This is a genomic window from Trichormus sp. NMC-1 (assembly GCF_001858025.1).
Classification (GTDB): domain Bacteria; phylum Cyanobacteriota; class Cyanobacteriia; order Cyanobacteriales; family Nostocaceae; genus Anabaena.
Genome location: NZ_LZQD01000007.1, coordinates 190,794 through 211,711, shown reverse-complemented (window position 1 = coordinate 211,711; position 20,918 = coordinate 190,794). Strand labels below are relative to the sequence as shown.

Below are 20,918 nucleotides of genomic sequence, written 5' to 3'. Positions count from 1 at the left end.
CACCATGAATTATCAAGTTGGAACTGACCAATTTATCAATGATTTAGAACGGGTTTCTCAAGTTCGATCTGAGATTTCTATTTGTTTAAGTAGAATCGCCGATACTATTAATCAAGCCGAATTAGCTGGAGATACTTCTTCTGGTAAGTTAAGTTTAATCAGAGATATTGAAGACATTACAGCCGCTAGTAAAAATCTCAGAAATGGTGTCTTTCGGCTGTTGGTTTTAGGCGATATGAAACGGGGTAAAAGTACGTTTCTCAATGCTTTAATTGGTGAGAATTTATTACCCAGTGACGTAAATCCCTGCACAGCAGTATTAACAATTTTACGCTATGGAGCAGAAAAGAAAGTTACTATTCATTTCAATGATGGCAAAAGTCCGCAACAGCTAGACTTTCAAACCTTTAAATATAAATATACCATTGATCCGGCAGAAGCGAAGAAGTTAGAACAGGAACAAAAACAAGCATTTCCTGATGTTGATTATGCAGTTGTTGAGTATCCTTTAACTTTACTAGAAAAGGGGATTGAAATTGTTGATAGTCCTGGTTTGAATGACACAGAAGCCCGAAATGAGTTATCTTTAGGATATGTGAATAACTGTCATGCAATTTTATTTGTGATGCGGGCTTCACAACCTTGTACTTTAGGGGAAAGACGTTACTTAGAGAATTATATCAAAGGACGAGGTTTATCAGTTTTCTTTTTAGTTAATGCTTGGGATCAGGTGAAAGAATCATTAATTGATCCTGATGATATTGATGAATTGACAGCAGCAGAAACTAGACTTCGACAAGTATTTAAAGCCAATTTAGCTGAATATTGTTCTGTAGATGGACAAGATATCTACGATGAAAGAGTGTTTGAACTTTCTTCAATTCAAGCACTGAGACGCAGATTAAAAAATCCCCAAGCTGATTTAAGTAAAACTGGCTTTCCTGAGTTTATGGGGGCGTTAAATACGTTTCTGACGAGGGAAAGAGCGATCGCAGAATTGCGTCAAGTCAGAACCTTAGCTAGACAAGCTGTAAACCATACTTACGAAGCGATTGACAGACGGATTCCTTTACTTGATCAAGATGTAGATGAATTGAAAAAACGGATTGATTCGGTTGAACCTGAATTTACCAAACTCAATAGTATCCGTGATCAATTCCAAAAAGAAATTATCAATACCAGAGACTCTCAAGCGCGAGGAATATCAGAATCTTTTCGCAGCTACGTTTTAAACTTAGGTAATAACTTTGAAAATGATTTCTTGCGTTATCAACCAGAATTGAATTTGCTTGATTTCTTAAGTAGTGGAAAACGAGACGCTTTTAACATCGCACTCCAAAAAGCCTTTGAACAATATATCACAGATAAATTTTCAGCTTGGACTTTAACTGCTGAAAAAGACATGAATGCAGGGTTTAGAGAATTATCTAATTCCGCTGCACAATATGGTGCTTCTTACAATCAAGTTACCAACCAAATTAACGAAAAATTAACTGGACAAAAAGTGAATGTTAACGCCTATTCTACCACAGAAGATGATGACTCTCCTGGCTGGGCAAAATGGGCAATGGGTTTGTTATCTTTATCTAGAGGTAACTTAGCAGGTGTAGCTTTAGCTAGTGCGGGTTTTGATTGGAAAAACATCCTCTTGAACTACTTCACTGTCATTGGTGTGGGGGGGATGATTACAGCAGTGACAGGTATTTTTCTTGGTCCTATTGGCTTTGCTTTGTTAGGTTTGGGAGTAGGAATTTTACAAGCAGATCAAGCAAGAAAAGAGTTAGTAAAAACTGCGAAAAAAGAGTTGGTAAAATATCTTCCTCAAGTAGCAAATGAACAAACTCCCATTGTTTACGATGCAGTGAAAGAGTGTTTTAATACTTACGAAAAAGAAGTAAGTCAGCGCATAAATGATGATATTACTTCTCGTAAATCGGAATTAGATAATCTTCTCCAACAGAAAAAAACACGGGAAATTAATCGAGAAAGTGAATTTAAACGGTTTAAGAATTTACAGGAGAATATCATCGAACAATTGCAAAAAATTGAAGCTGCTTACAGTAATCTATTAGCTTATTATAGCTAAAATAAAAGATCCCCGACTTCTTTAAGAAGTCGGGGATCTGGGTGTTTAACTAAATGACAAATAACATCATGGAACAAAAATATCAAGATTATAGCGAATTAATTAATGCTCTAAAATCTACCTGTAAAGTATTGAATTTAGAGCGGAATTCACAACTACATCAAGATGTAACTTCTCTTTGTGATTATTTAGCTAATCCTAATTTCCAGATTGCGGTATTTGGTCCTTTTAATCATGGTAAATCAACATTGCTAAATGCGATGTTAGGAAATCGGACTTTACCTATTGATTTAATTCCCACAACAGGTGCAGCAATTACTGTTAAATATGGTACAACTGTCCGCACTCGGATTATGTTAGTAGATGGTACAGAAATCTATCGTAGTGGAACAGAAGTGTTACAACAATTTGCGGTTTTAGATGGTAATAGACAGATGCGAAAAGATGTTGCTTCTGTTGAAGTTTTTTGTCCCCATCCTTTTTTAGAAACGGGAATAGAATTTATTGATTTACCAGGAACTAATGATAGAGAAGCACAGGATATTTTAGTCAAAGATAGATTATTAGGTACAGATTTAGTCATTCAATTATTAGATGCGCGGAAACTAATGACTTTAGGAGAAAGAGAAAATCTCCGCGATTGGTTATTAGATAGAAATATTAAAACAGTTATTTTTGTAGCGAATTTTCTGAATTTACTCGAACCGGAAGAACAAAAACAAGTCCAAAATCGTTTACTATTTGTAGCTGAAAGTTTCCGCGCTGATTTACCTCCAGGTTTTAGTAATTTATATCGAGTTGATGCTTTACCTGCTTTACGCGCGAGATTAAAAGGTGATGTTGCGCTTGCGAATAGTAGCGGTTTAGCTGCTTTTGAAACTGCTTTACAAAATCTAGTTGGGATTTTACAGCAAAATTCCGGTAATGTGCGTTTACCAAGAGTGCAAGCTGTATCTTCTCAACTGCAAACTTTATTAGTTGATAAAATTTATAAATGTTCTCAAGAAATTAAAATTTTTGATGATAAAGAAAATGCCCGAATAGAAATTAAACAAAAAGCTCAAAATCTAATTTATCAAGGTTTTAAAACCAGCATTTATGAATTAGAAAGTTGGTTATCTTTACCTAATCTATTAGCCAAATATCAAGCTGACATTGCAGTTGCACTAGCTGAAAATAATTTGCAATCTTGGCAAACAGGAACTTTTAAAAAAGACTTGACAGAATTACAAAACTCTGTAATTAAATGGTTGTATCAAGCTTATGATTTTTTCAAATCAGAACGTCCAGAAGATTTAAAAATTCCCTTTCCTAATGCACCTCAATTAACTTTACCTGAAAAACAAACTAATCTTAATACAAATGATTTAAGTGAACCTGGTTCTCTAGCTGTTGGAGGTGGTATTGGTTGGTTGTTGGGTGGGCCAGTAGGTGCTGCTGTGGTTGGGAGTATTTCTTATTTATTAAATAAAAACTTGCAAAAACAAGATGAACAATCAACTAAAGATTCTTATAATCAACAAGTTGCTAAAATTTGTATAGCTGCGGCTGAAAATTATTTATCACGTTTTAGTAGTCAGGGTTTATCTATCTTGGCTGAATATGAACAAAAAGCTGCTAAAGTAATTTACTTTGAAGCGAGTAAAGAACCAGTAGAAATTACTCAACAAAGGGAAGATTTACAAAAGTTTCAAAATGAATTTAATCAGTTGTTGGCAGAGTTAAAGAAAGCGAATATCTCAACTAAATATCAACCTTATCAAGATAAACCTAAATCTGCAAGTCCTCAACCACCAAAACAACAAGTTTATACACCTCCAACAGAAAATACTCCTCGGAATACTCAAACAAAGGTAGAACCTCTGCGTCAACAGGTTTATACTCCACCACCTCCACCACCAAACCCCGCAGAGGTAGAAGCGAAATTTCGGAATTGGGAACTTGATCAAGAAATAGCGCAAATAAAAGCTAATATGAAATCACCGGGTACAAATCAGAAACCACAAAATCCGCCAAAAAAACAAGCTGAGATAGATAAAATTGTTCGCGCTTATAAAATTTTAGGGTTACAACCGACTGCTTCTTTTGATGAAGTGAAACAAGCTTATAAGACTTTAGTGAAAAAATGGCATCCTGATTTATTTGTGAATCAACCACAAATGCAAAAACAAACACAGGAGAAGATGCGGTTAATTAATGATGCTTATAATATTTTAGCGGAATTATAATACATGAATAGCACTTTCCCATCATTTACAATCAATCGAAATATTAGATGAAATCGGTGCTAAATGTGATTTAGCAGAAGCATACTACCAACTAGGTTTAACATATCAAAAAATGGGGGAAACCGAAAACAGCAACAGCAACTTTAACGAAGCTATCCGACTATTCAACGAAATGGAAGCACCCAAGCAAATTGAGAAAGTGGAAAAAGCTAAAATAGGAAATATTGATTAATCAAATGTATATTAAAATCATGTATATATTTCATGTTTGTAGGGGTTTAGCAATGCTAAACCCCTACCCATATTAACTCATAAATTTTATCTAATTACGAATTATATTAACATCTTCATAAATATCTTCCATTGTTAAATTTAACCCAACAGAATCTAAACGCAATTTATCATCTTTACCCAAAACTACCATTGACCAATTTCCTGAAATTTCTCGACGATAAACTTCTACTTTGATTTGATTTTGGTAAATTAACACATATTCTTGCAAGCTATCTAGGGTTTGATAATTGATGCGTTTTTCTCGTTTATCTGTGGTTGCAGTTGAGTCAGATAATACTTCTATAATTAGATTAGGACGAGTTTTAAAATACCTTTCTTTATCTTCGGTGTCGCAGGTAACTAAAATATCAGGATAATAAAATATGTCGGCGTTTTTTACTTGGACGTTAACTTTCATGTCTGACACGAAAGCACGACAAGAACTTCCACGCAAATGAGGACGTAAGATGGCAATAATGTTAGTAGCAATGAGGTTGTGTTCTTCACTAGCACCTGCCATTGCAAAGACTTGTCCGGCTATGTATTCATGACGAATATCGCTGGATTTCTCGGCTTCAAAGTATTCTTGAACGCTAAGGAAATTTAGAGGAGATTGCATAGTTTTTTATCCTTGATGAATTATTATGAATTTTATATTTACCAAATTTTACTCATATTCAAAACAAATCCAGGTAAAATAGGATCACAGCTAACAGTATCAGGATTTTCTAAACATTCTTCTGTTTGTCCAGGACGATAAATATAAACTTGGCGATTTTTGCGATCAATTAATAAGCCTAATTGTATTCCTGGTTCCTGCATATATTCGGTCATTTTGTCTTTTAACGGTTGCAGGTTATCAGAAGCTGATCTTAATTCGATGACAAAATCAGGACATATGGGTGCAAACTTTTTTTGTTGTTCTGGTGTGAGTGTATTCCATCTTGCTAATTTTATCCAAGCAGCATCAGGAGAACGTTCTGCACCTGTGGAGAGTTTAAAACCTGTGCTGGAAGTAAAAGTGATACCTGTACCATCTTTTTCTGACCATACCCACAATTGTCCAAATATATTACCTTCTCGATTTCCTGTTTCTGAACCTGTCGGTGACATAATTGATATTTCTCCAAATCTATTTCTTTCAATGCGTAAGTCACGGTTTACCTGACAGAATTCAAAAAATTGTTCGTCTGTCATTGATGACGGCATTTGCAATATTAAGGGGGATGATAGCATGGTGATTTCCTCCATATTTGCTTACCTAAATGACTTTATTATATCGCTACGAAAGGTTTGTGACTATATAGCGGTTCTCGGTGAGATGCAATACAATCGAGACAATTGAGGGTGCGGAAAGCCCGTTCCTACAGGTTTTCTGATGAAAATCGCTATATATAAAAAATGGTGGGTTACGCTGTCGCTAACCCACCCTACGAAGAATGTTGATGTTACTGGAAATTATTTGTTAGGTTGGGGTGTCATGCGTAAATAAGGTTTGATTTCTTTGTAACCTTTGGGGAATTTCTCTTTGAGGATTTCGGGATCTTTTAATGATGGAACAATTACGCAGTCTTCTCCATCTTTCCAGTCAGCGGGAGTAGCAACGCTGTAATGATCAGTTAATTGCAGAGAGTCAATTACTCGCAATAGTTCATCAAAGTTGCGTCCGGTGCTGGGGGGGTAGGTAAAGCTAAGACGCAGTTTTTTGTTGGGGTCAATAACGAAGACGGAACGCACTGTGATGTTTGCAGCTGCGTTGGGGTGAATCATGTCATAAAGGTCGGAAACCTTTTTGTCTGCGTCTGCGAGAATGGGGTAGTTGAGGGCGGTTCCTTGGGTTTCTTCAATATCTCCCACCCAGCCATTATGGGAGTCTACATCATCGACGCTGAGTGCGATCGCTTTTACGTTGCGTTTATCAAATTCTGGTTTCAGTTTAGCTACTGTACCTAATTCAGTGGTGCAAACTGGTGTAAAGTCAGCAGGGTGGGAGAATAGCACTACCCAGCTATCACCTGCCCATGCGTAAAAATCAATATCACCGTGTGTTGAGGCTTGAGTAAAGTTGGGTACTGTATCACCAAGACGGAGAGTCATGCAAGATTCCCTGTAGTTAGAAAAACATATATATTCTACTTTGAAATAATGCCATAAAACACCGATTATCCCATCGGGCTGTCGAGGTTTGTAACAAAATTTTAAGTTTGGGGATTTTTTTGACACACCACAATTTCTTGATAGGCTTGAATCATTTGCTGTGCGATCGCATCCCAGCTAAAATTTTGTAAAGCGTATTTTTGGGCATTTACCCCCCGTCTCTGGCATTCTTGGGGATTTAACAAGGCTGCTTTTAACAACTCCACCAGTGATTTTACATGAGTTTTCCCCACCCAACCAGACTCACTATCGATCACCTGCTGATATATATGCACTTGGTCAGAGATTACCACAGGTGTTCCCGCTACCATTGCTTCAGCTACCGCAATTCCAAAATTTTCATAGTAAGAAGGTAAAACAAATAAATTCGCAGCTTTTAATAAAGTAGTTTTGACTTTTCCAGTGACAAAACCTGTAATTGTTGTGTGTGCCTTTAATGGTGAATTTTCAATTTGCGATTGAATTTTAGCTTCATAATTTGGATCTTGGGGATTTGTTCCCGCTAAAACAAAGTGAAATTGCAAACCATCATTTAATAATTTTTCTAATGCGGGAAGTAATAAATCTAAACCCTTTTTGGGGTCAATGCGGGACATAAATAAAACCACAGGTTTATCACTAGGAATACCAAGCTTACTCCACACCTCCTCGGTATTTATTGGCGGCGGAATAACACCCAAAGGAATCACTAAATCTTTTGTTTGTACGCCAAATCTTGCTGATATTTTCGCTTCTTGTTCACTAGTAAAATGAACTGCTGCTGCACCCGCTAAATTACGACGTTCTATCAATTCAACATAAAGCTGTTTTAATTGTTTTTTCTTTTGTAAATCAGCAGGATCAAGAGTTCCTAAAGGACGTAAAATATAAGGTAAATTTTGTTGACGACAAATTACTGCTGACGCACTACTAACAGGAGAAAATAAAGCATGAATATGGGCAATATCAAACTCGTTAGCGTGACTTATTAACCATTTTAATAAATCCAGAGAAAACTTATATCTGCGAAATGGCGCACAACGAAAGTAAATGATTTCATAACCATCTTGCTTTATAGGGCGATTTAAAGGCACGTCAAGAGCTTTTTGACCAGAATCGCCATTACTATCTGTTGTGATGATTGTAACCTCTTCACCTGATGCAGCCAACGCTGGGGCTAACCCTAATACCATTTGACTAGGACCACCATAAATTAAAGAAATCGAGGGAACAATATGTAATATTTTCATTTTCTATGCTTTTACTCCTGACTCCTGAATTCTGCTGTAAAACTCAAACTGTTGCTGTGCTAAAGCCTTATTTGTATATTGAAACATGGCTTTTTCATAACCCAAAGCACCCAAACTTTCAGCCAAATCAGGTTTTTCCATTAATTGCAACAAACAATTAGCTAAAGCTTGAGAATCACCTTCAGGAAAGATTAAACCAGCATCACCGATTACATAAGGAATTTCCCCAGAGTCAGAACCAATTACAGGAACTTTACAAGCCATAGCTTCAATTAAAACATGACCAAATTGTTCCTTCCAACCTACAGCAGTGAGAGTTTTAAACTTGTAAGTTGTTTCTGAAGGCAAAACTAAAGTACTCATTAAATTGATATATTTAGCGACTTCATCATGGGGAACACTTTCTACCATAATTAGTCTATCTTGAATATTATTTTCTGCTGAGATTTTAATTAATTCATCTTTTAAATCTCCTCGTCCTAATAGAAGTAATTTCCAAGGTTGATCTTTTAAAGATATCAATGATTGCAAGAGAGTTAATAAACCTTTTTCTGGTACAAATCTGCCCACAAACCCAACAACAAAATCTCCTTCATTGATACCTAATTTAGCGGCTAATTCTGGCTGAAGTTGAGGAGTAAAAAGAGTTTCATCTACACCTAATTGTGGCATAACTTTAATGGTGCCATTATATCCTCGTTGACGTAAAATTTCCGCACCATCTTGATTACCAGAAATAATACCGTGACTGTTGTTAAGATTATATTTTTCTAATAAAGCAACGGGTAATTTTAATTCATAAGGTAAATTCCACCAAGTAAAAAATACATTTTTAGCTTTAAGTCCTAATAGCTGATTTAAGACAATCATTTGTGTATAAGCCAAACCCCTAGAACCTTGTTCTACATGAATAATTTGGGGGCGAAATTTTCGCAACAAAGTTATCAAATCAGCACCAAAAGTCAGAAGTCCTTGATGATTTTGACTAAAATTAGATACAGGTACTATTTTAAATGCACCTTCATCACGATATTTAGATTCAATAATTTTGTTTTGCACCCCTCCTGGTTTCCAACATTTAGGAACTACAACAGTAACTTCAATTCCCGGTTGTAGTCGTGATAAAGCGCGTAACTTTTCGCAATTCAAATCTACAATATAGGTATGACTAGCAACTAAAATTCTCATAATAAATTTTGAATATAATTGACAACATTGAAATAAAGAAAAACCTAATCCTTCCCCAGCAGAATAACATTGATCTTCCTCCTTCTTCCATCTTTCTTCGCGTCCTTCGCGTCTTCGCGGTTCATTTAATCCATATTCTTCTGGCGGGCAAGATGCCCACCCCACAAGAAAGATGTTTTAATTGTAGAGTTAGAAAAATCTAAATCTGTTGATCTAAACGACTGTAAATTTGTCCATCATTCCAGAGTGATTGAATCATACTACCCACAGCTTTCAGAAAACCCAAAACATAGAAAACCCCACGAGTTGCAACTTTAATCGGAGAACCGCTTTTATAACAAGGTGGATTCCCCAGAACGTGACAATCAAACAAACGTCCATAGAGACGTAAAGCCTGGGTAAAAGTGAGATTTTTCAACCCCAGTAAAAAATGGTTGTGATAGAAAGTGATTTGATAATTTAGCGATCGCATACTAATATCATGACAGCCTCCCGTTTCTTCCCCTAAATGTACCAAATGCGCCGCTGGGTCATACCAAATTTTATACCCAGTTTTTCTGACCCGCAAACAGAAATCTGATTCTTCCCGCACCGCACTACCGCGAAACCGCTCATCAAACTTCAGCCCATACTTAGTAAAAATTTCGCTACGAAAAGACATATTACAACCCCGTGCTGTCAGTACCTGTTGAGGTTTGGTAGTATGGACTAAATCAATGTGATACCAAGCAATACCAGGGTCCATTGCTTCTGGGGGTAGATATTCAATCTCCAATTCTCCCCCAGAGTCACCTAATTTCATCCTGTCAAAAACCCGCCCCGCAACCGCCCCTATCTCTGGATTTTGCAAATAATTGTTGACATGAGCCGTTAAAAATCCAGGATTTAAAACTACATCATCATCAATAAATAAGATGATTTCACCCTGTGATCTTCTCACCGCATAATTTCGCGCTCCTGGTAAACTAGCCCAATCCAAACGCAACAATTTAATTTTACCTGCTGCTGACATTTCCTCCAAAAAAGCTTGAGTTTCTGGTTCGTGAGTTTGGGTTTGGTCTACTACTAAAACTTCAAAATGTGGATAGTCTTGCTTTAAAACATCGACAATACTATCCCGGAGCAGTTTCTCTCGTCGATATGTGGGAATAACAACTGAAATAAGAGGTAAATTATCCATAAGTTTTGATGATTTAGATGGTATTAATTAAACTTGTTTAAAGTTAGCATTTTTATTTCCAACATTAATTTATTTGTAAACACGTTCTAGTTTTTGCATAAGAATTTTTTCTAATTTAGTAAACATAAAAATATATATTGTTAGTAAAGTTAGAGATATAAATAAAGAAAATAATATGGTCAAATAACTATTTATCTGTATGCTTTTAGTTAATTTAGGTAGAAGTACAAAGTATAACGGTTGATGAATGAGATAAATTTGGTAAGAATAAATTCCTGAAATTGAAAGAAAACTGAGAATCCATTTTAAGCTGACTATTTTTTCTAATTTCCATAATATTGCTTTTATACCCAAAAAGAAGAAGGGAGTAAATAGCATATCGAAACCTAGCATATATATAATATTTATACCTTTGATCACCAAAAAACCATAGAGCATCAAACCTAAAGCAAAAACAATGCTAGATACCTGAAAATCTATTTTCCTAAATTCATGATGTTCAGCATAAATAAATCCCCAATACAAACCCAGAAAAAACTGAAATATATAGCTACCCAGAAAATTATTTTGCAAGAAAAATAAGTAACTAGCCGTATTATTTTCTAACAGGAAGTAGAAAGCAAGGATTTTAGTAAGAGTAGCTGCGATAATTCCAGTCCATAAAATCTCTAGGCGTTTATTTTTGCAAATTATAAATATCAAAGGTGTTACAAGATAAGCTTCGAGAATTACAGTAAAAAACCAGAAGCCTGGGTTAATTGCTTGTGTATGGACACCTGCTAAACCGAGAACCGATAAAATAAAGTTTGGTGTTGAAGTAATTTGAAACCTACCAAAAAAATAATAAAGTAAGCAAGTTAATATTACAGCTAACCAATAAGATGGATAAAGCCTAAATAATCTTTTTCCCAACCATGATTTCCATCTGACTTTGATTTGATCACTCCCTGCTTTCATTGATCGAGATACTAAGGCATAGCTGGTGTTAAAACCGGCCATTAAAAAAAATATATCGACGGCAGCATATCCGATTCTGGCGAAATTTCTATCTAAAATAGAAATCAATTGATTACGTTCTGGATAATTTTGAAAAAAATGAAATAAAATAATTCCTAATATTGCTAATCCTTTTGTTCTATCAATCCAATGAAATCTGCTTATTTGTGTTTGACTTTGAGTATTCATATCAGATACATACTTGACTATTGAGATTATTTTTAAACGAACGTTTTTTCTGACCTTTTTGGTTACCTGGTATTTCTTCTTGGCTTTCTTGTTTATCGATTACTGGCAATTTGAATGCTATTCCCGCACACAACCAATAATAAACAGCAACTGGATCGACATCTAAAGGGTAGTAATATGTATTATAGCTAATAAACAGTATAAACACCCACATACTTGCGCCATAAGTCCGTAAGTCACGGTTTTTGATGGTGCGATGTGCCTTAAAAGCCGCAATTGTGATACTAGTAACCAAGCCTAAAAAAGCCAAAACTCCGACAATTCCCACTTCATAGAGTAATTTGGGGTAGTAGGTTTCCACTAACCTGGTTGAACCCATAACACGAGCCGAGTTTGTGGCTCGACCTAAGCCACTACCGATAGGAGTATCAACATTTTTCCAGCTGTCCTCAAATTGGCCAACAATAAATGCTTGAGGTGGTGCTGCATTCCACCGACTAACGAAACTATCCATTCTGTCTTGCACAACAACGGGGTTAGCTGCCATTGCAATTACTAAAATCAGTGCAAACCCTCCTACTAGTGGAATAAACCGTTTAAGGTTGCCAATTTGACCAGTCAATAATAGCAAAAGTACGAAGCAAGTTGGTACTAAAGCTAAGGCAATTCTCTGTCCAGAGATAACGGCGTTCACAAAAACTAATGCTAAAGCCACCAAACTGACCAACCGCCAAATAATGGATTTGTCACTAAAAGTGGTGGCAAAGGTAAAAAAGGTACTGGAAATTAAGAACCATGCCCATTGCCAAGGAGCGACAAAGGTTCCTGGCAAGCGAATTACCCCCTGTTCAGGAGTATATAATAATGCTCCACCAAAAAAGCAACGAGCTTCTAGGGATGCTTTAAATAAGGCATCTCCTGACACACCCACAGTCCCTTTACATACTCCAATTGTGAGTAGGATATATTGGATAACTCCCAAGATACCGCAGATTAGTATCAGGACAATCTGAAGGCGCGATAACAGTATAAAATCTTGCTTATTGCGAATTAAATAATAGACACAACTAATTAAGGGTAAATAGCCTAAGAACACTTTTAAACCGAGAATTCCCACCCCTAGAGGTATGTCATTAGAAGGTGGGGTTAGAATTCCCACGGGTACATTGCTAATAGGTGGGTTGAACTGCTGTCCACCATTGATAAACATCAGGGTTAGCAAAGAGCAACCGAAGAGAATCAAAAGTGGGGTTTTAATGGCTTTAGGAACGATGAAGGGTTGATTTTGTTTTTTGCAAGTTTGCCACAGTGCGATCGCTACTGGCACATAAAAAGCATCTTTAGCTAATTGGAGTATGGGACTGTTACCCAACATATAAATAATTGTACCTGCAAAAGGTACGTACATCACAAAGGCAAATAAAGCTTGGCGGGGATATTTGTAGCAAAGGGATATCACCACGATGCCTAATACGCCAGGAATTGCGATTTTAATTCCACCGACGAGAAAAAGCAGCATTCCCAGGAATAAACCGCTTCCTAAAAGTTTACTGATTAAGCTGGTAAATTCTTTACGTGCTTGGGCGGCTTTGCGCTTTTGGGCTAACTCTTCTTTCAGGCTGAGGGTGGAAGTCTCGGCTTTTGACTGCTTTTTTTTTCCCTGAGATTTCCGCTTTGTTTTTGCCATGACCAATAATTACTAATTCGTAATTCATAATTCGTAATTCGTAATTCGTAATTCGTAATTAGGAGGGTACAAGCCCCCAGTGATTGCAACTACGAATTACGTTAGCGTAGGCTGCCGGTGGAGCAACTCGATTTTGTGAGATCCTGAAACAGCAGGGGGCGCAGGGGATTCAGGGGATGCAGGGGGGGGATTAGTGATTTCGCAACCAAGGTGATGGATTATTAATCATATTCACCAAACCGGATAAAACTTGGTTGTAATTTGCATAAACTTCTCTTCCTATTTCTACATCCATGTAGTTACATTTGACAGCAAATTCAATCCAGGTTTGAGTTTCGGCAGCTTCAGCCTGTCTTCGACACGCTCCGCGAACACAATCACTTAATTTAGCGATAAATGCTGCTTCATAACGCCGCTTTCTCCATGCTTCAGCTAAATTAGCACAAACAGAACGTGAGGATCTACGAATTTGATCAGTTAACGAATATCTCTCCTCCACAGGGAACTTCTTTGATAGCTCAAAAATTTTCATTGCTGCTTCAAAGGCAATTTTATAAATCCCCAAATCTTTATGATCTTTGATTGCTTGTTTATTCACCGTTTTGCCTCCCCTGCGTCCCTTGCCTCCCCTGCCTCCCCTGCTCTCTTCACCATGATCTCACTTTTTCGAGTTACTCCCGGCTGCCGGAGGCGCTTACTTAGCACTTGATTATGCTAAATGTTGCTGGACTTTTGAGACTAATTCATTTGTCCAATGGTTAGCAAGTTCAGCATTGGCAGCTTCAACCATGACTCTGATTAATGGTTCTGTACCAGAAGCGCGGACTAAGATTCTTCCTCTATCACCCATTGCCGCTTCAGCTTGTGCGATCGCATTTTGTACAGGTTGACAATTTTGCCATCCTAAACGGCGCTCACGATCTAAGACTCGCACATTCCGTAATAGTTGCGGATAAGTTTGAAAGCTTTGATCTACCATTTCACTCAATGAAACACCTGCTTCTTTGACCACAGTAGCTATATGCAAAGCTGTTAACAAGCCATCACCGGTAATGCCATAATGACGGCAGAGAATGTGACCTGATTGTTCACCGCCTAGCATTCCCCCTGTCCGTAGCATTTCGGCTTGCACATACTGATCACCTACGGCGGTACGAATTAATTTACCACCCAATTGCTGCCAAGCTTTCTCAAAGCCTAAGTTAGCCATGACAGTAGAAATAATCAGGTTATCTGGTAACTGTTGCTTTTGTTGTAAGTGACAACCCCAGAGGTAAAGAATATAATCACCATTAATTTCTCTGCCCGTATTATCCACAGCTAAAACCCGATCAGCATCACCATCAAAGGCAAAACCGATATCGGCGTGATGTTGCTTAACTGTGGCTTGGAGAATATCTAAATGAGTGGAACCGCAGTTAACATTAATGCGATCGCCATCTGCTTGATTATGCAGACAAATCACCTCTGCACCCATTTGTTGAAATACCGACGGCGCTAACCCAACTGCTGCCCCCCAAGCTAAGTCTAAAACAATCTTCATCCCCTGAAGATTCACCGCCGGGTGTAAAGGTTGTTGCAACGCCTCACGATAATGCCCTATTAACTCTGTCCGTGAATAATGCCGTCCGCATTTATCCACAACCGCCCCAGGTGATATCTTACCCCGCAGTCCTGCTTCAATTTCTGCCTGTAATGCTGGGGACAATTTCGCACCATTGGCACCAAAAAGTTTAATGCCGTTATCTTCTGGTGGATTGTGGCTGGCAGAAATCATAATCCCACCGATAGCATCACTCATGCTGGCAAGATAGGCCACACAGGGAGTAGGACATAACCCTAAATACCAAACTTCTAATCCTGCTGCTGTTAAACCTGCACTCAAGGCCATGGCTAACATATCGCTGGAGTTTCGAGAGTCCTGTCCTACAATCACTGGGCCAACTTCTGCCCCATGATTGCGTAATACAATACCCGCCCAAAAACCCACTTGCAACGCTAAGGGCGCACTCAGCAATTCTCCCACTTTCCCGCGAATCCCATCTGTACCAAATAAGGGATTTGCAGGTAGGGGAATTAAGTTAAGCGCACAACTATTTTCAATTCCTGTTCTCAATTCTTCAGATTTGGTAAAAGAACCCTCAGAAATCCAGCCTTGAGTCCGAGTTATAGAAGAAACCATATTTTTAGACACTCCACACAATCACACCGGAGAATAACACGTTAGACTTTGTTCAACAATTCTGATCTGACGAAATTGCTTTTCAACAGTTCGCCTGTAATTGCTTTTCTTAATGACAATTAAGTTTAACGATCCTATATTACGTAAAATTACATATAGTTATAGATCATTAACGATGAATATTGTGTAAATCATAGCTGCTTAAATCATAAAGACAAAAAAATATATCTAAATTTCTCACAAGTCTGTATAATCTAACACAAATATTCTGTATCTTAAAGAATTTTAATATAAATTCTCATCAAATAGTTTTAATGTAACGTTTTAATGGTGTTTTTTAGCCGTTAGTACAGAAAACTCCAGCAGTTAATTTTTTTAGAGTTGAGAAATTTAATATGAGCAGCAATTTAGCAAGCAAATTACGTGTAGGTACAAAGAAAGCCCACACCATGGCAGAAAATGTGGGATTTGTCAAGTGTTTTTTAAAGGGAGTAGTAGAGAAAAACTCCTACCGCAAATTAGTTGCTAACTTTTATTTCATCTACTCGGCTATGGAAGAGGAGATGGAGAAGCACCGCAATCACCCGATTGTTGGCAAAATTTATTTTCCCCAACTCAACCGCAAACATACTTTAGAGCAAGATTTAACTTACTACTACGGTTACAACTGGCGGGAACAAATCAAATTATCTCCTGCGGGTGAGGCTTATGTAAACCGGATTCGGGAAATTTCTGCCACAGAACCAGAGTTATTAATTGCTCATTCTTATACCCGTTATCTAGGTGATTTATCGGGTGGACAAATCCTTAAAGGTATTGCCCAAACAGCGATGAAGCTGGGTGAAGGGGAAGGGACTGCTTTTTATGAGTTTGCAGATATTACCGATGAGAAGGCATTTAAAGCCGAGTATCGTCAAAATTTGGATGCTATGCCTATTGATGATGCTACAGGCGATCGCATTACAGAAGAAGCAAATGCCGCTTTTGGCGTGAACATGAAGATGTTCCAAGAGTTAGAAGGTAACTTAATTAAAGCCATTGGCATCATGGTTTATAACGCCATGACACGGAAGCGCACCAAGGGTAGCACTGAATTGGTGACTGCTGAGTAATGAGGTGACAGGTGACAGGTTACAGGTGACAGTTTGAAAAGCCTTTCATTGTCACGGCTATTACTAACGAATGTCGAATTATATAGGGGTAATTTCCCTGTGATTGTTTTCTGTGCATGAAAGCAACCGCAGGGAAGTTACCCCTAAATTTTGTCATTCAGCAGACGAAATTCTTGCACACCCCGCAAGAAAATTTGATAATATAGCTTATCTTAAATCCTTCTTGAGAGAGAAGACACGCGAAACACTTATACTCAAAACGGTTAGGAACTTTACTTTTTATGGATGAAAAGACTCAGTTATAAGCCTCTCCCTGTTCACGGGGAGAGGTTTGGAGAGGGGTTCCATATTTGGTTAAACTATGAACCGTTTACAGTATATAAATACGTGCTTTTAATTTCCGTATTTTCTCATATCTGAATTTGGATTGCTATAGCTGCTGTTGATGCAACGCAAAGAGAAATGATGAATTCCAAGAAGTTCCAGAAATTAGTAACACTTGCAAATGAACACGGGATTAATTGCCAAGCAGCACCAGAAGAGTGCTTGGTTGCATCCTTACCTGGATACGACGATTTTCTATTAGCTTTTACTTGGTCTAGTGGAGTTGAAACAGAACCATCAGAGTATGAATTAATAGCAATTAGCGTACAGGATATTACGATAGAAAGAACAGTAGCAGCTTGGCAGATTCCGACTTATTTATTTAGCAACGTTTTAAGACAAGCACAGATGCTTGTAGCTGCTCATATAGATTTTATAAGAGGATAAACAATAGCTTTTAGCTATATCTATATCTCAGGAAATCCCAAATTCTTGCCTAAGATACTAGCAGGAGTCGTATGTTTAGTATTTTTACTAAGTATTTAGTATCACTAACTATCATGAATCTTGATTGTTAATTTGTGTTCCTAAAGCAGATACAGAATAGTTTTTGAGTTTTTAGAACAACTATTTGGTGAATAAAAAAAGTTACATTTTATCGGCTTAATATTGTCATCAACAAGTTGATTTTAGGTACATATCTAAGGGTAGATACAATCCACCATAAAAAAGTTTAGATTTGTCTAGAAATGTAAAGACATTAGTGAAAAAACATGGCTGATATTGTTGATACTGCTGCAAATGCTGGATCTTTTAACACCTTAGTTGCTGCGGTTCAGGCTGCTGGGTTAGTTGATACTCTCAAAGGTCCAGGACCATTTACAGTTTTTGCACCTACTGATGAGGCATTTGCTAAACTTCCACCAGGTACGGTAGATGCTTTACTGAAAGACATTCCCAAGCTCAAGAAAATCCTGACTTATCATGTTGTTTCAGGTAAGGTTCTAGCAGCAGATGTAGTTAAGCTCAAGTCAGCTACTACTGTACAAGGTTCAGATGTGAAAATTGACGCTTCCAATGGTGTCAAGATCAATAATGCTAATGTTGCAACACCAGATGTTGCTGCTGATAACGGCGTTATTCATATCATTGATACAGTCTTGATTCCTGCGTAAGCAAGCCTTTAGATAGAGAACACATTTATGGGGCAGTGATTAACTATAGTCGCTGTCCTATAATAGTATTAAGCTTTTTGAGAATGAAAAATTACAAAGAATGATCATTCTTTTGACAAAAATATCAACGGTGAGGTATTTATTACTGGCTTAATAGATCCATTTAGTAACTTTTTAGACAAGATTTAACTCTTGTTGTAAATCATCAAAGTCTACAGAAAACACATCTATTTGTTCACGGGCAAGGGCAGCAATAAAATCACGGCGGTTTAACCCGGCTATTTGTGCAGCTTTTTCTTGGGAAATTTCATTTTTTTGATACCAAAATATAGCTGCTGCTAGGCGCATATCGCGCACAAAATCATCTGGAGAAAGACGACGAGCAGAAAATACTTCTGGGGGTAAGTCTAGGTTTACTTTAGTCATAATAATATGATTTGCAGTCTATTTATAGATAGTATCAAATTTTTCTCCAGAAAATAAATCACAAGAAAAAAATTAAAAAGTGAATCAGGCTAAAATTATATACTAACTAACAGCAAAGTTTGTATATTGTCTGATTTTAATTGACTATTCATATAATTCTTGATCTATATTTTGCGCTAAACTCCCATTTTCTACTACCCCAATAAAATCAGCTAGTGGATCATTTATGATATCTTTTTCACTGGGTAAAGGAATATTATCACCCGATTCATAAGCTGTTTCAATCCATAATTCCCGCGCTTCATTGATATTTGTCATTGTCTCTTCTAAGGTTTCTCCTTGAGTGAGACATCCAGGTAAATCTTTGATTTCTGCTACATATCCACCTTGTTCTGCGTCAGGGTAAAGAGTGACGGAATATTTAAGGTTTAAATAGTATTCTAAAGATTGTTTTACGAATTTCATTAATTTACTTATGAAAAATGATATTATATATGGTATCAACTTTTTTGAAAATGAGAACTACTTACAAATAGAAAATTGTAATCTTATGACTAAAGTAGAATTTACTCTTCCCATTGATACCATCACAGATACCATCAGACAAGAAGCAGAAAATAAAGCTAAAGAAGCTTATATTATGACACTTCTTAAACATGGAGAAATTAGCAGTGGTAAAGCAGGTCAATTATTAGGAATATCTCGATTAGATGTGATTGAATTAATGTCTCAATATGAGATATCTATTTTTGATGATAGTATGAGTTTAGAGGAATTTCAAGCAGAAGTAAATCAGGCAAAAATGAGGTTAGAAGGTAATAATTTATGATTATTGTTTCCGATACAACCCCATTAAGTGAACTTTCTAAAGTTGGTAAATTAGATTTACTTCATGCGGTATTTGGAAAAGTAATAATTCCTCAACAAGTCTATGAAGAATTGACTACAGGTAATCATCCTGCCGTTGCTGCTGTAAAATCTGCTTTATGGTTAGAAGTTATTTCTGTAAGCAATACCCAATTGATTGAACAATTGCAATTAGAAACAGATTTAGATTTAGGAGAATGTTCTGCAATTATTTTAGCAGAAGAATTAAAAGCAGGTCAACTTTTAATTGATGAAAAAGCTGGTAGAAAGGTTGCTATTAGTAGAGGTTTGCCAATTATTGGTTTAGTTGGAGTGATTATTTTAGCCAAAGATCAAGGGTTGATTGATAATGTCAAAGATATTTTAGATGATTTAATCAGTAAAGGAACAAGAATTAGTCCCAAAATTTATAATTATGCTCTCATTACAGCAAGAGAAATTTAAAATACACTAAATTGATTTTTTGGCGGTAAATTTTAACGAGTTTTATTTGATATTAATGAAATTAGGTTAAAATCCGAATATTGGCAATTTTAGGTATAAAAACTAGATTATGGCAAATCCAGAGCATTTAGCAATACTGAAGCGGGGGGTAGAAGTTTGGAATCAGTGGAGAGATAAAGATCAAAATGTAAGATTTAATCTTGAATATATGTATGTTGACGTTGATGATCTGAGTAAGGCTAACTCCATGAAGGCTGACCTTAGTGAAGCTGACCTTAGATTTGCTACCCTTAGATTTGCTGACCTTAGATTTGCTAATCTAAGTGGTGCTAACCTCAGTGACGCTAAACTGCAAGCGGCTAACCTGAGTGGTGCTAATTTAAGTGGTGCTAACCTTAGATATGTTTATTTGAACGGAGCTAACCTGCGCGGTGCTAACCTTGAATTAGTTAATATATCACGCGATTTTATGTTCAATTATGACATCAAGTTCACTTGTGATAAGGCAAATTTTACAGGTGTTTGCATAGAAGAAAATTCGTGGCCACGTTTCACACCTATTAATGAAGTAATTTGTGAATACGTATATATTATTAATGTTAATGACGATGAAACAAAAAAACGCATACCTAACAATGGTAATTTTGAACCTGGAGAGTTTGCCAGATTATGGCAACGAAATGATTCAATTTTACGCAATATTCCCCAAGTCGATAATACTATCAATAATCAAGGAGTTCAATTTTTCAACCAAAATATTTACGATTGGCAAAGATTAAAATTCAAATCAAAAACAGAAATTAAAATTGCTGAAGCATTAGAACGCGCTGGAGTTTTATTTTTTCCCAATTGTTTAGCACGACTTAACACAGTCAGTGGAAGAGGAAATAAAGAACCTGATTTTCTTATTTGTTACAATGGTCAATGGGGAATTTTGGAAGTTGATGGACCACATCACGACACCCCAGAACAGAGATTTAAGGATGAAGAAACAGACCAGAGTTTCAAGAAAAACGGTATCAAAGTTGTAGAAAGATTTGATGCGGAAAGATGTTATAACAATCCTGATGAAGTAGTGCAGGAATTTTTCAACATGATAGATATTGGATATTGTTAAAATAAAGCATAAAGAAGATCCCCGACTTCTTTTTTAATCTTGTCAATAAAATGTAAAT

21 protein-coding genes are annotated in these 20,918 nt (G+C 36.7%); 9 read left to right on the top strand and 12 right to left on the bottom strand.

Annotated elements, in window-relative coordinates; translation table 11 throughout:
- Positions 1–4: 4 nt before the first annotated feature.
- The 3 genes from A9Y75_RS20660 (at position 5) to A9Y75_RS29835 (ending at position 4,546) form a co-directional block, all read left to right on the top strand.
- Positions 5–2,086 (top strand): dynamin family protein, encoded by a 2,082-nt coding sequence (locus A9Y75_RS20660; protein WP_071191409.1) that lies wholly within the window; start codon positions 5–7, stop codon positions 2,084–2,086.
- A 68-nt stretch (positions 2,087–2,154) separates the two neighbouring features.
- Positions 2,155–4,314, top strand: a complete 2,160-nt coding sequence (locus A9Y75_RS20655; protein WP_071191408.1) for a dynamin family protein — start codon at positions 2,155–2,157, stop codon at positions 4,312–4,314.
- Positions 4,315–4,321: 7 nt separating this feature from the next.
- The gene (locus tag A9Y75_RS29835; RefSeq protein WP_143046466.1) at positions 4,322–4,546 is read left to right on the top strand and encodes a hypothetical protein; all 225 of its coding nucleotides are present in this window, start codon (positions 4,322–4,324) and stop codon (positions 4,544–4,546) included.
- Between the two features lie 90 nt (positions 4,547–4,636).
- Here A9Y75_RS29835 and A9Y75_RS20650 read toward each other — a convergent pair whose 3' ends face one another.
- From A9Y75_RS20650 to glmM, 10 genes are all read right to left on the bottom strand, one after another.
- Complete coding sequence (locus A9Y75_RS20650) at positions 4,637–5,206, bottom strand: Uma2 family endonuclease (protein ID WP_071191407.1); 570 nt, start codon at positions 5,204–5,206, stop codon at positions 4,637–4,639.
- Positions 5,207–5,244: 38 nt separating this feature from the next.
- Positions 5,245–5,823, bottom strand: coding sequence for a Uma2 family endonuclease (locus tag A9Y75_RS20645; RefSeq protein WP_071191473.1), 579 nt, complete (start codon positions 5,821–5,823; stop codon positions 5,245–5,247).
- A 222-nt stretch (positions 5,824–6,045) separates the two neighbouring features.
- Positions 6,046–6,684: a peroxiredoxin gene (locus A9Y75_RS20640; protein ID WP_071191406.1), complete on the bottom strand. Its 639-nt coding sequence runs from the start codon at positions 6,682–6,684 to the stop codon at positions 6,046–6,048.
- A 101-nt stretch (positions 6,685–6,785) separates the two neighbouring features.
- On the bottom strand, positions 6,786–7,973 hold the full coding sequence (hpsP, locus tag A9Y75_RS20635; protein ID WP_071191405.1) for a hormogonium polysaccharide biosynthesis glycosyltransferase HpsP: 1,188 nt from the start codon (positions 7,971–7,973) through the stop codon (positions 6,786–6,788).
- Positions 7,974–7,976: 3 nt separating this feature from the next.
- On the bottom strand, positions 7,977–9,161 hold the full coding sequence (gene hpsO / locus A9Y75_RS20630; RefSeq protein WP_071191472.1) for a hormogonium polysaccharide biosynthesis glycosyltransferase HpsO: 1,185 nt from the start codon (positions 9,159–9,161) through the stop codon (positions 7,977–7,979).
- A 199-nt stretch (positions 9,162–9,360) separates the two neighbouring features.
- Complete coding sequence (gene hpsN / locus A9Y75_RS20625) at positions 9,361–10,341, bottom strand: hormogonium polysaccharide biosynthesis glycosyltransferase HpsN (protein ID WP_071191404.1); 981 nt, start codon at positions 10,339–10,341, stop codon at positions 9,361–9,363.
- A 69-nt stretch (positions 10,342–10,410) separates the two neighbouring features.
- Positions 10,411–11,526: an acyltransferase gene (locus tag A9Y75_RS20620; protein WP_071191403.1), complete on the bottom strand. Its 1,116-nt coding sequence runs from the start codon at positions 11,524–11,526 to the stop codon at positions 10,411–10,413.
- Position 11,527: 1 nt separating this feature from the next.
- Positions 11,528–13,213: a hormogonium polysaccharide biosynthesis protein HpsL gene (hpsL, locus tag A9Y75_RS20615; RefSeq protein WP_071191402.1), complete on the bottom strand. Its 1,686-nt coding sequence runs from the start codon at positions 13,211–13,213 to the stop codon at positions 11,528–11,530.
- 190 nt (positions 13,214–13,403) lie between these two features.
- Positions 13,404–13,811, bottom strand: a complete 408-nt coding sequence (locus A9Y75_RS20610; RefSeq protein WP_071191401.1) for a four helix bundle protein — start codon at positions 13,809–13,811, stop codon at positions 13,404–13,406.
- 111 nt (positions 13,812–13,922) lie between these two features.
- On the bottom strand, positions 13,923–15,395 hold the full coding sequence (glmM, locus tag A9Y75_RS20605; RefSeq protein ID WP_071191400.1) for a phosphoglucosamine mutase: 1,473 nt from the start codon (positions 15,393–15,395) through the stop codon (positions 13,923–13,925).
- Between the two features lie 395 nt (positions 15,396–15,790).
- On the opposite strand from glmM, the gene A9Y75_RS20600 reads away from it, so the two are divergent.
- From A9Y75_RS20600 to A9Y75_RS20590, 3 genes are all read left to right on the top strand, one after another.
- Positions 15,791–16,507, top strand: a complete 717-nt coding sequence (locus A9Y75_RS20600) for a heme oxygenase (biliverdin-producing) (RefSeq protein ID WP_071191399.1) — start codon at positions 15,791–15,793, stop codon at positions 16,505–16,507.
- Positions 16,508–16,972: 465 nt separating this feature from the next.
- A complete protein-coding gene (locus A9Y75_RS20595) occupies positions 16,973–17,278 on the top strand; it encodes a hypothetical protein (protein WP_236721483.1) in 306 nt (101 codons plus the stop codon).
- A 326-nt stretch (positions 17,279–17,604) separates the two neighbouring features.
- Complete coding sequence (locus A9Y75_RS20590) at positions 17,605–18,006, top strand: fasciclin domain-containing protein (RefSeq protein ID WP_071191397.1); 402 nt, start codon at positions 17,605–17,607, stop codon at positions 18,004–18,006.
- Positions 18,007–18,180: 174 nt separating this feature from the next.
- On the opposite strand, the gene A9Y75_RS20585 is transcribed toward A9Y75_RS20590, so the two are convergent.
- A complete protein-coding gene (locus A9Y75_RS20585) occupies positions 18,181–18,432 on the bottom strand; it encodes a UPF0175 family protein (RefSeq protein WP_071191396.1) in 252 nt (83 codons plus the stop codon).
- 144 nt (positions 18,433–18,576) lie between these two features.
- Complete coding sequence (locus tag A9Y75_RS20580) at positions 18,577–18,897, bottom strand: type II toxin-antitoxin system HicB family antitoxin (RefSeq protein ID WP_071191395.1); 321 nt, start codon at positions 18,895–18,897, stop codon at positions 18,577–18,579.
- Positions 18,898–18,982: 85 nt separating this feature from the next.
- Between A9Y75_RS20580 and A9Y75_RS20575 the strand changes: the two genes are divergently transcribed.
- The 3 genes from A9Y75_RS20575 (at position 18,983) to A9Y75_RS29830 (ending at position 20,860) form a co-directional block, all read left to right on the top strand.
- Positions 18,983–19,261 (top strand): UPF0175 family protein, encoded by a 279-nt coding sequence (locus tag A9Y75_RS20575; RefSeq protein WP_071191471.1) that lies wholly within the window; start codon positions 18,983–18,985, stop codon positions 19,259–19,261.
- Complete coding sequence (locus A9Y75_RS20570) at positions 19,258–19,743, top strand: DUF3368 domain-containing protein (RefSeq protein WP_071191394.1); 486 nt, start codon at positions 19,258–19,260, stop codon at positions 19,741–19,743. The genes A9Y75_RS20575 and A9Y75_RS20570 overlap by 4 nt, the downstream gene beginning before the upstream one ends.
- Before the next feature lie 109 nt (positions 19,744–19,852).
- Positions 19,853–20,860, top strand: coding sequence for a pentapeptide repeat-containing protein (locus A9Y75_RS29830; RefSeq protein ID WP_236721482.1), 1,008 nt, complete (start codon positions 19,853–19,855; stop codon positions 20,858–20,860).
- Positions 20,861–20,918: the final 58 nt, after the last annotated feature.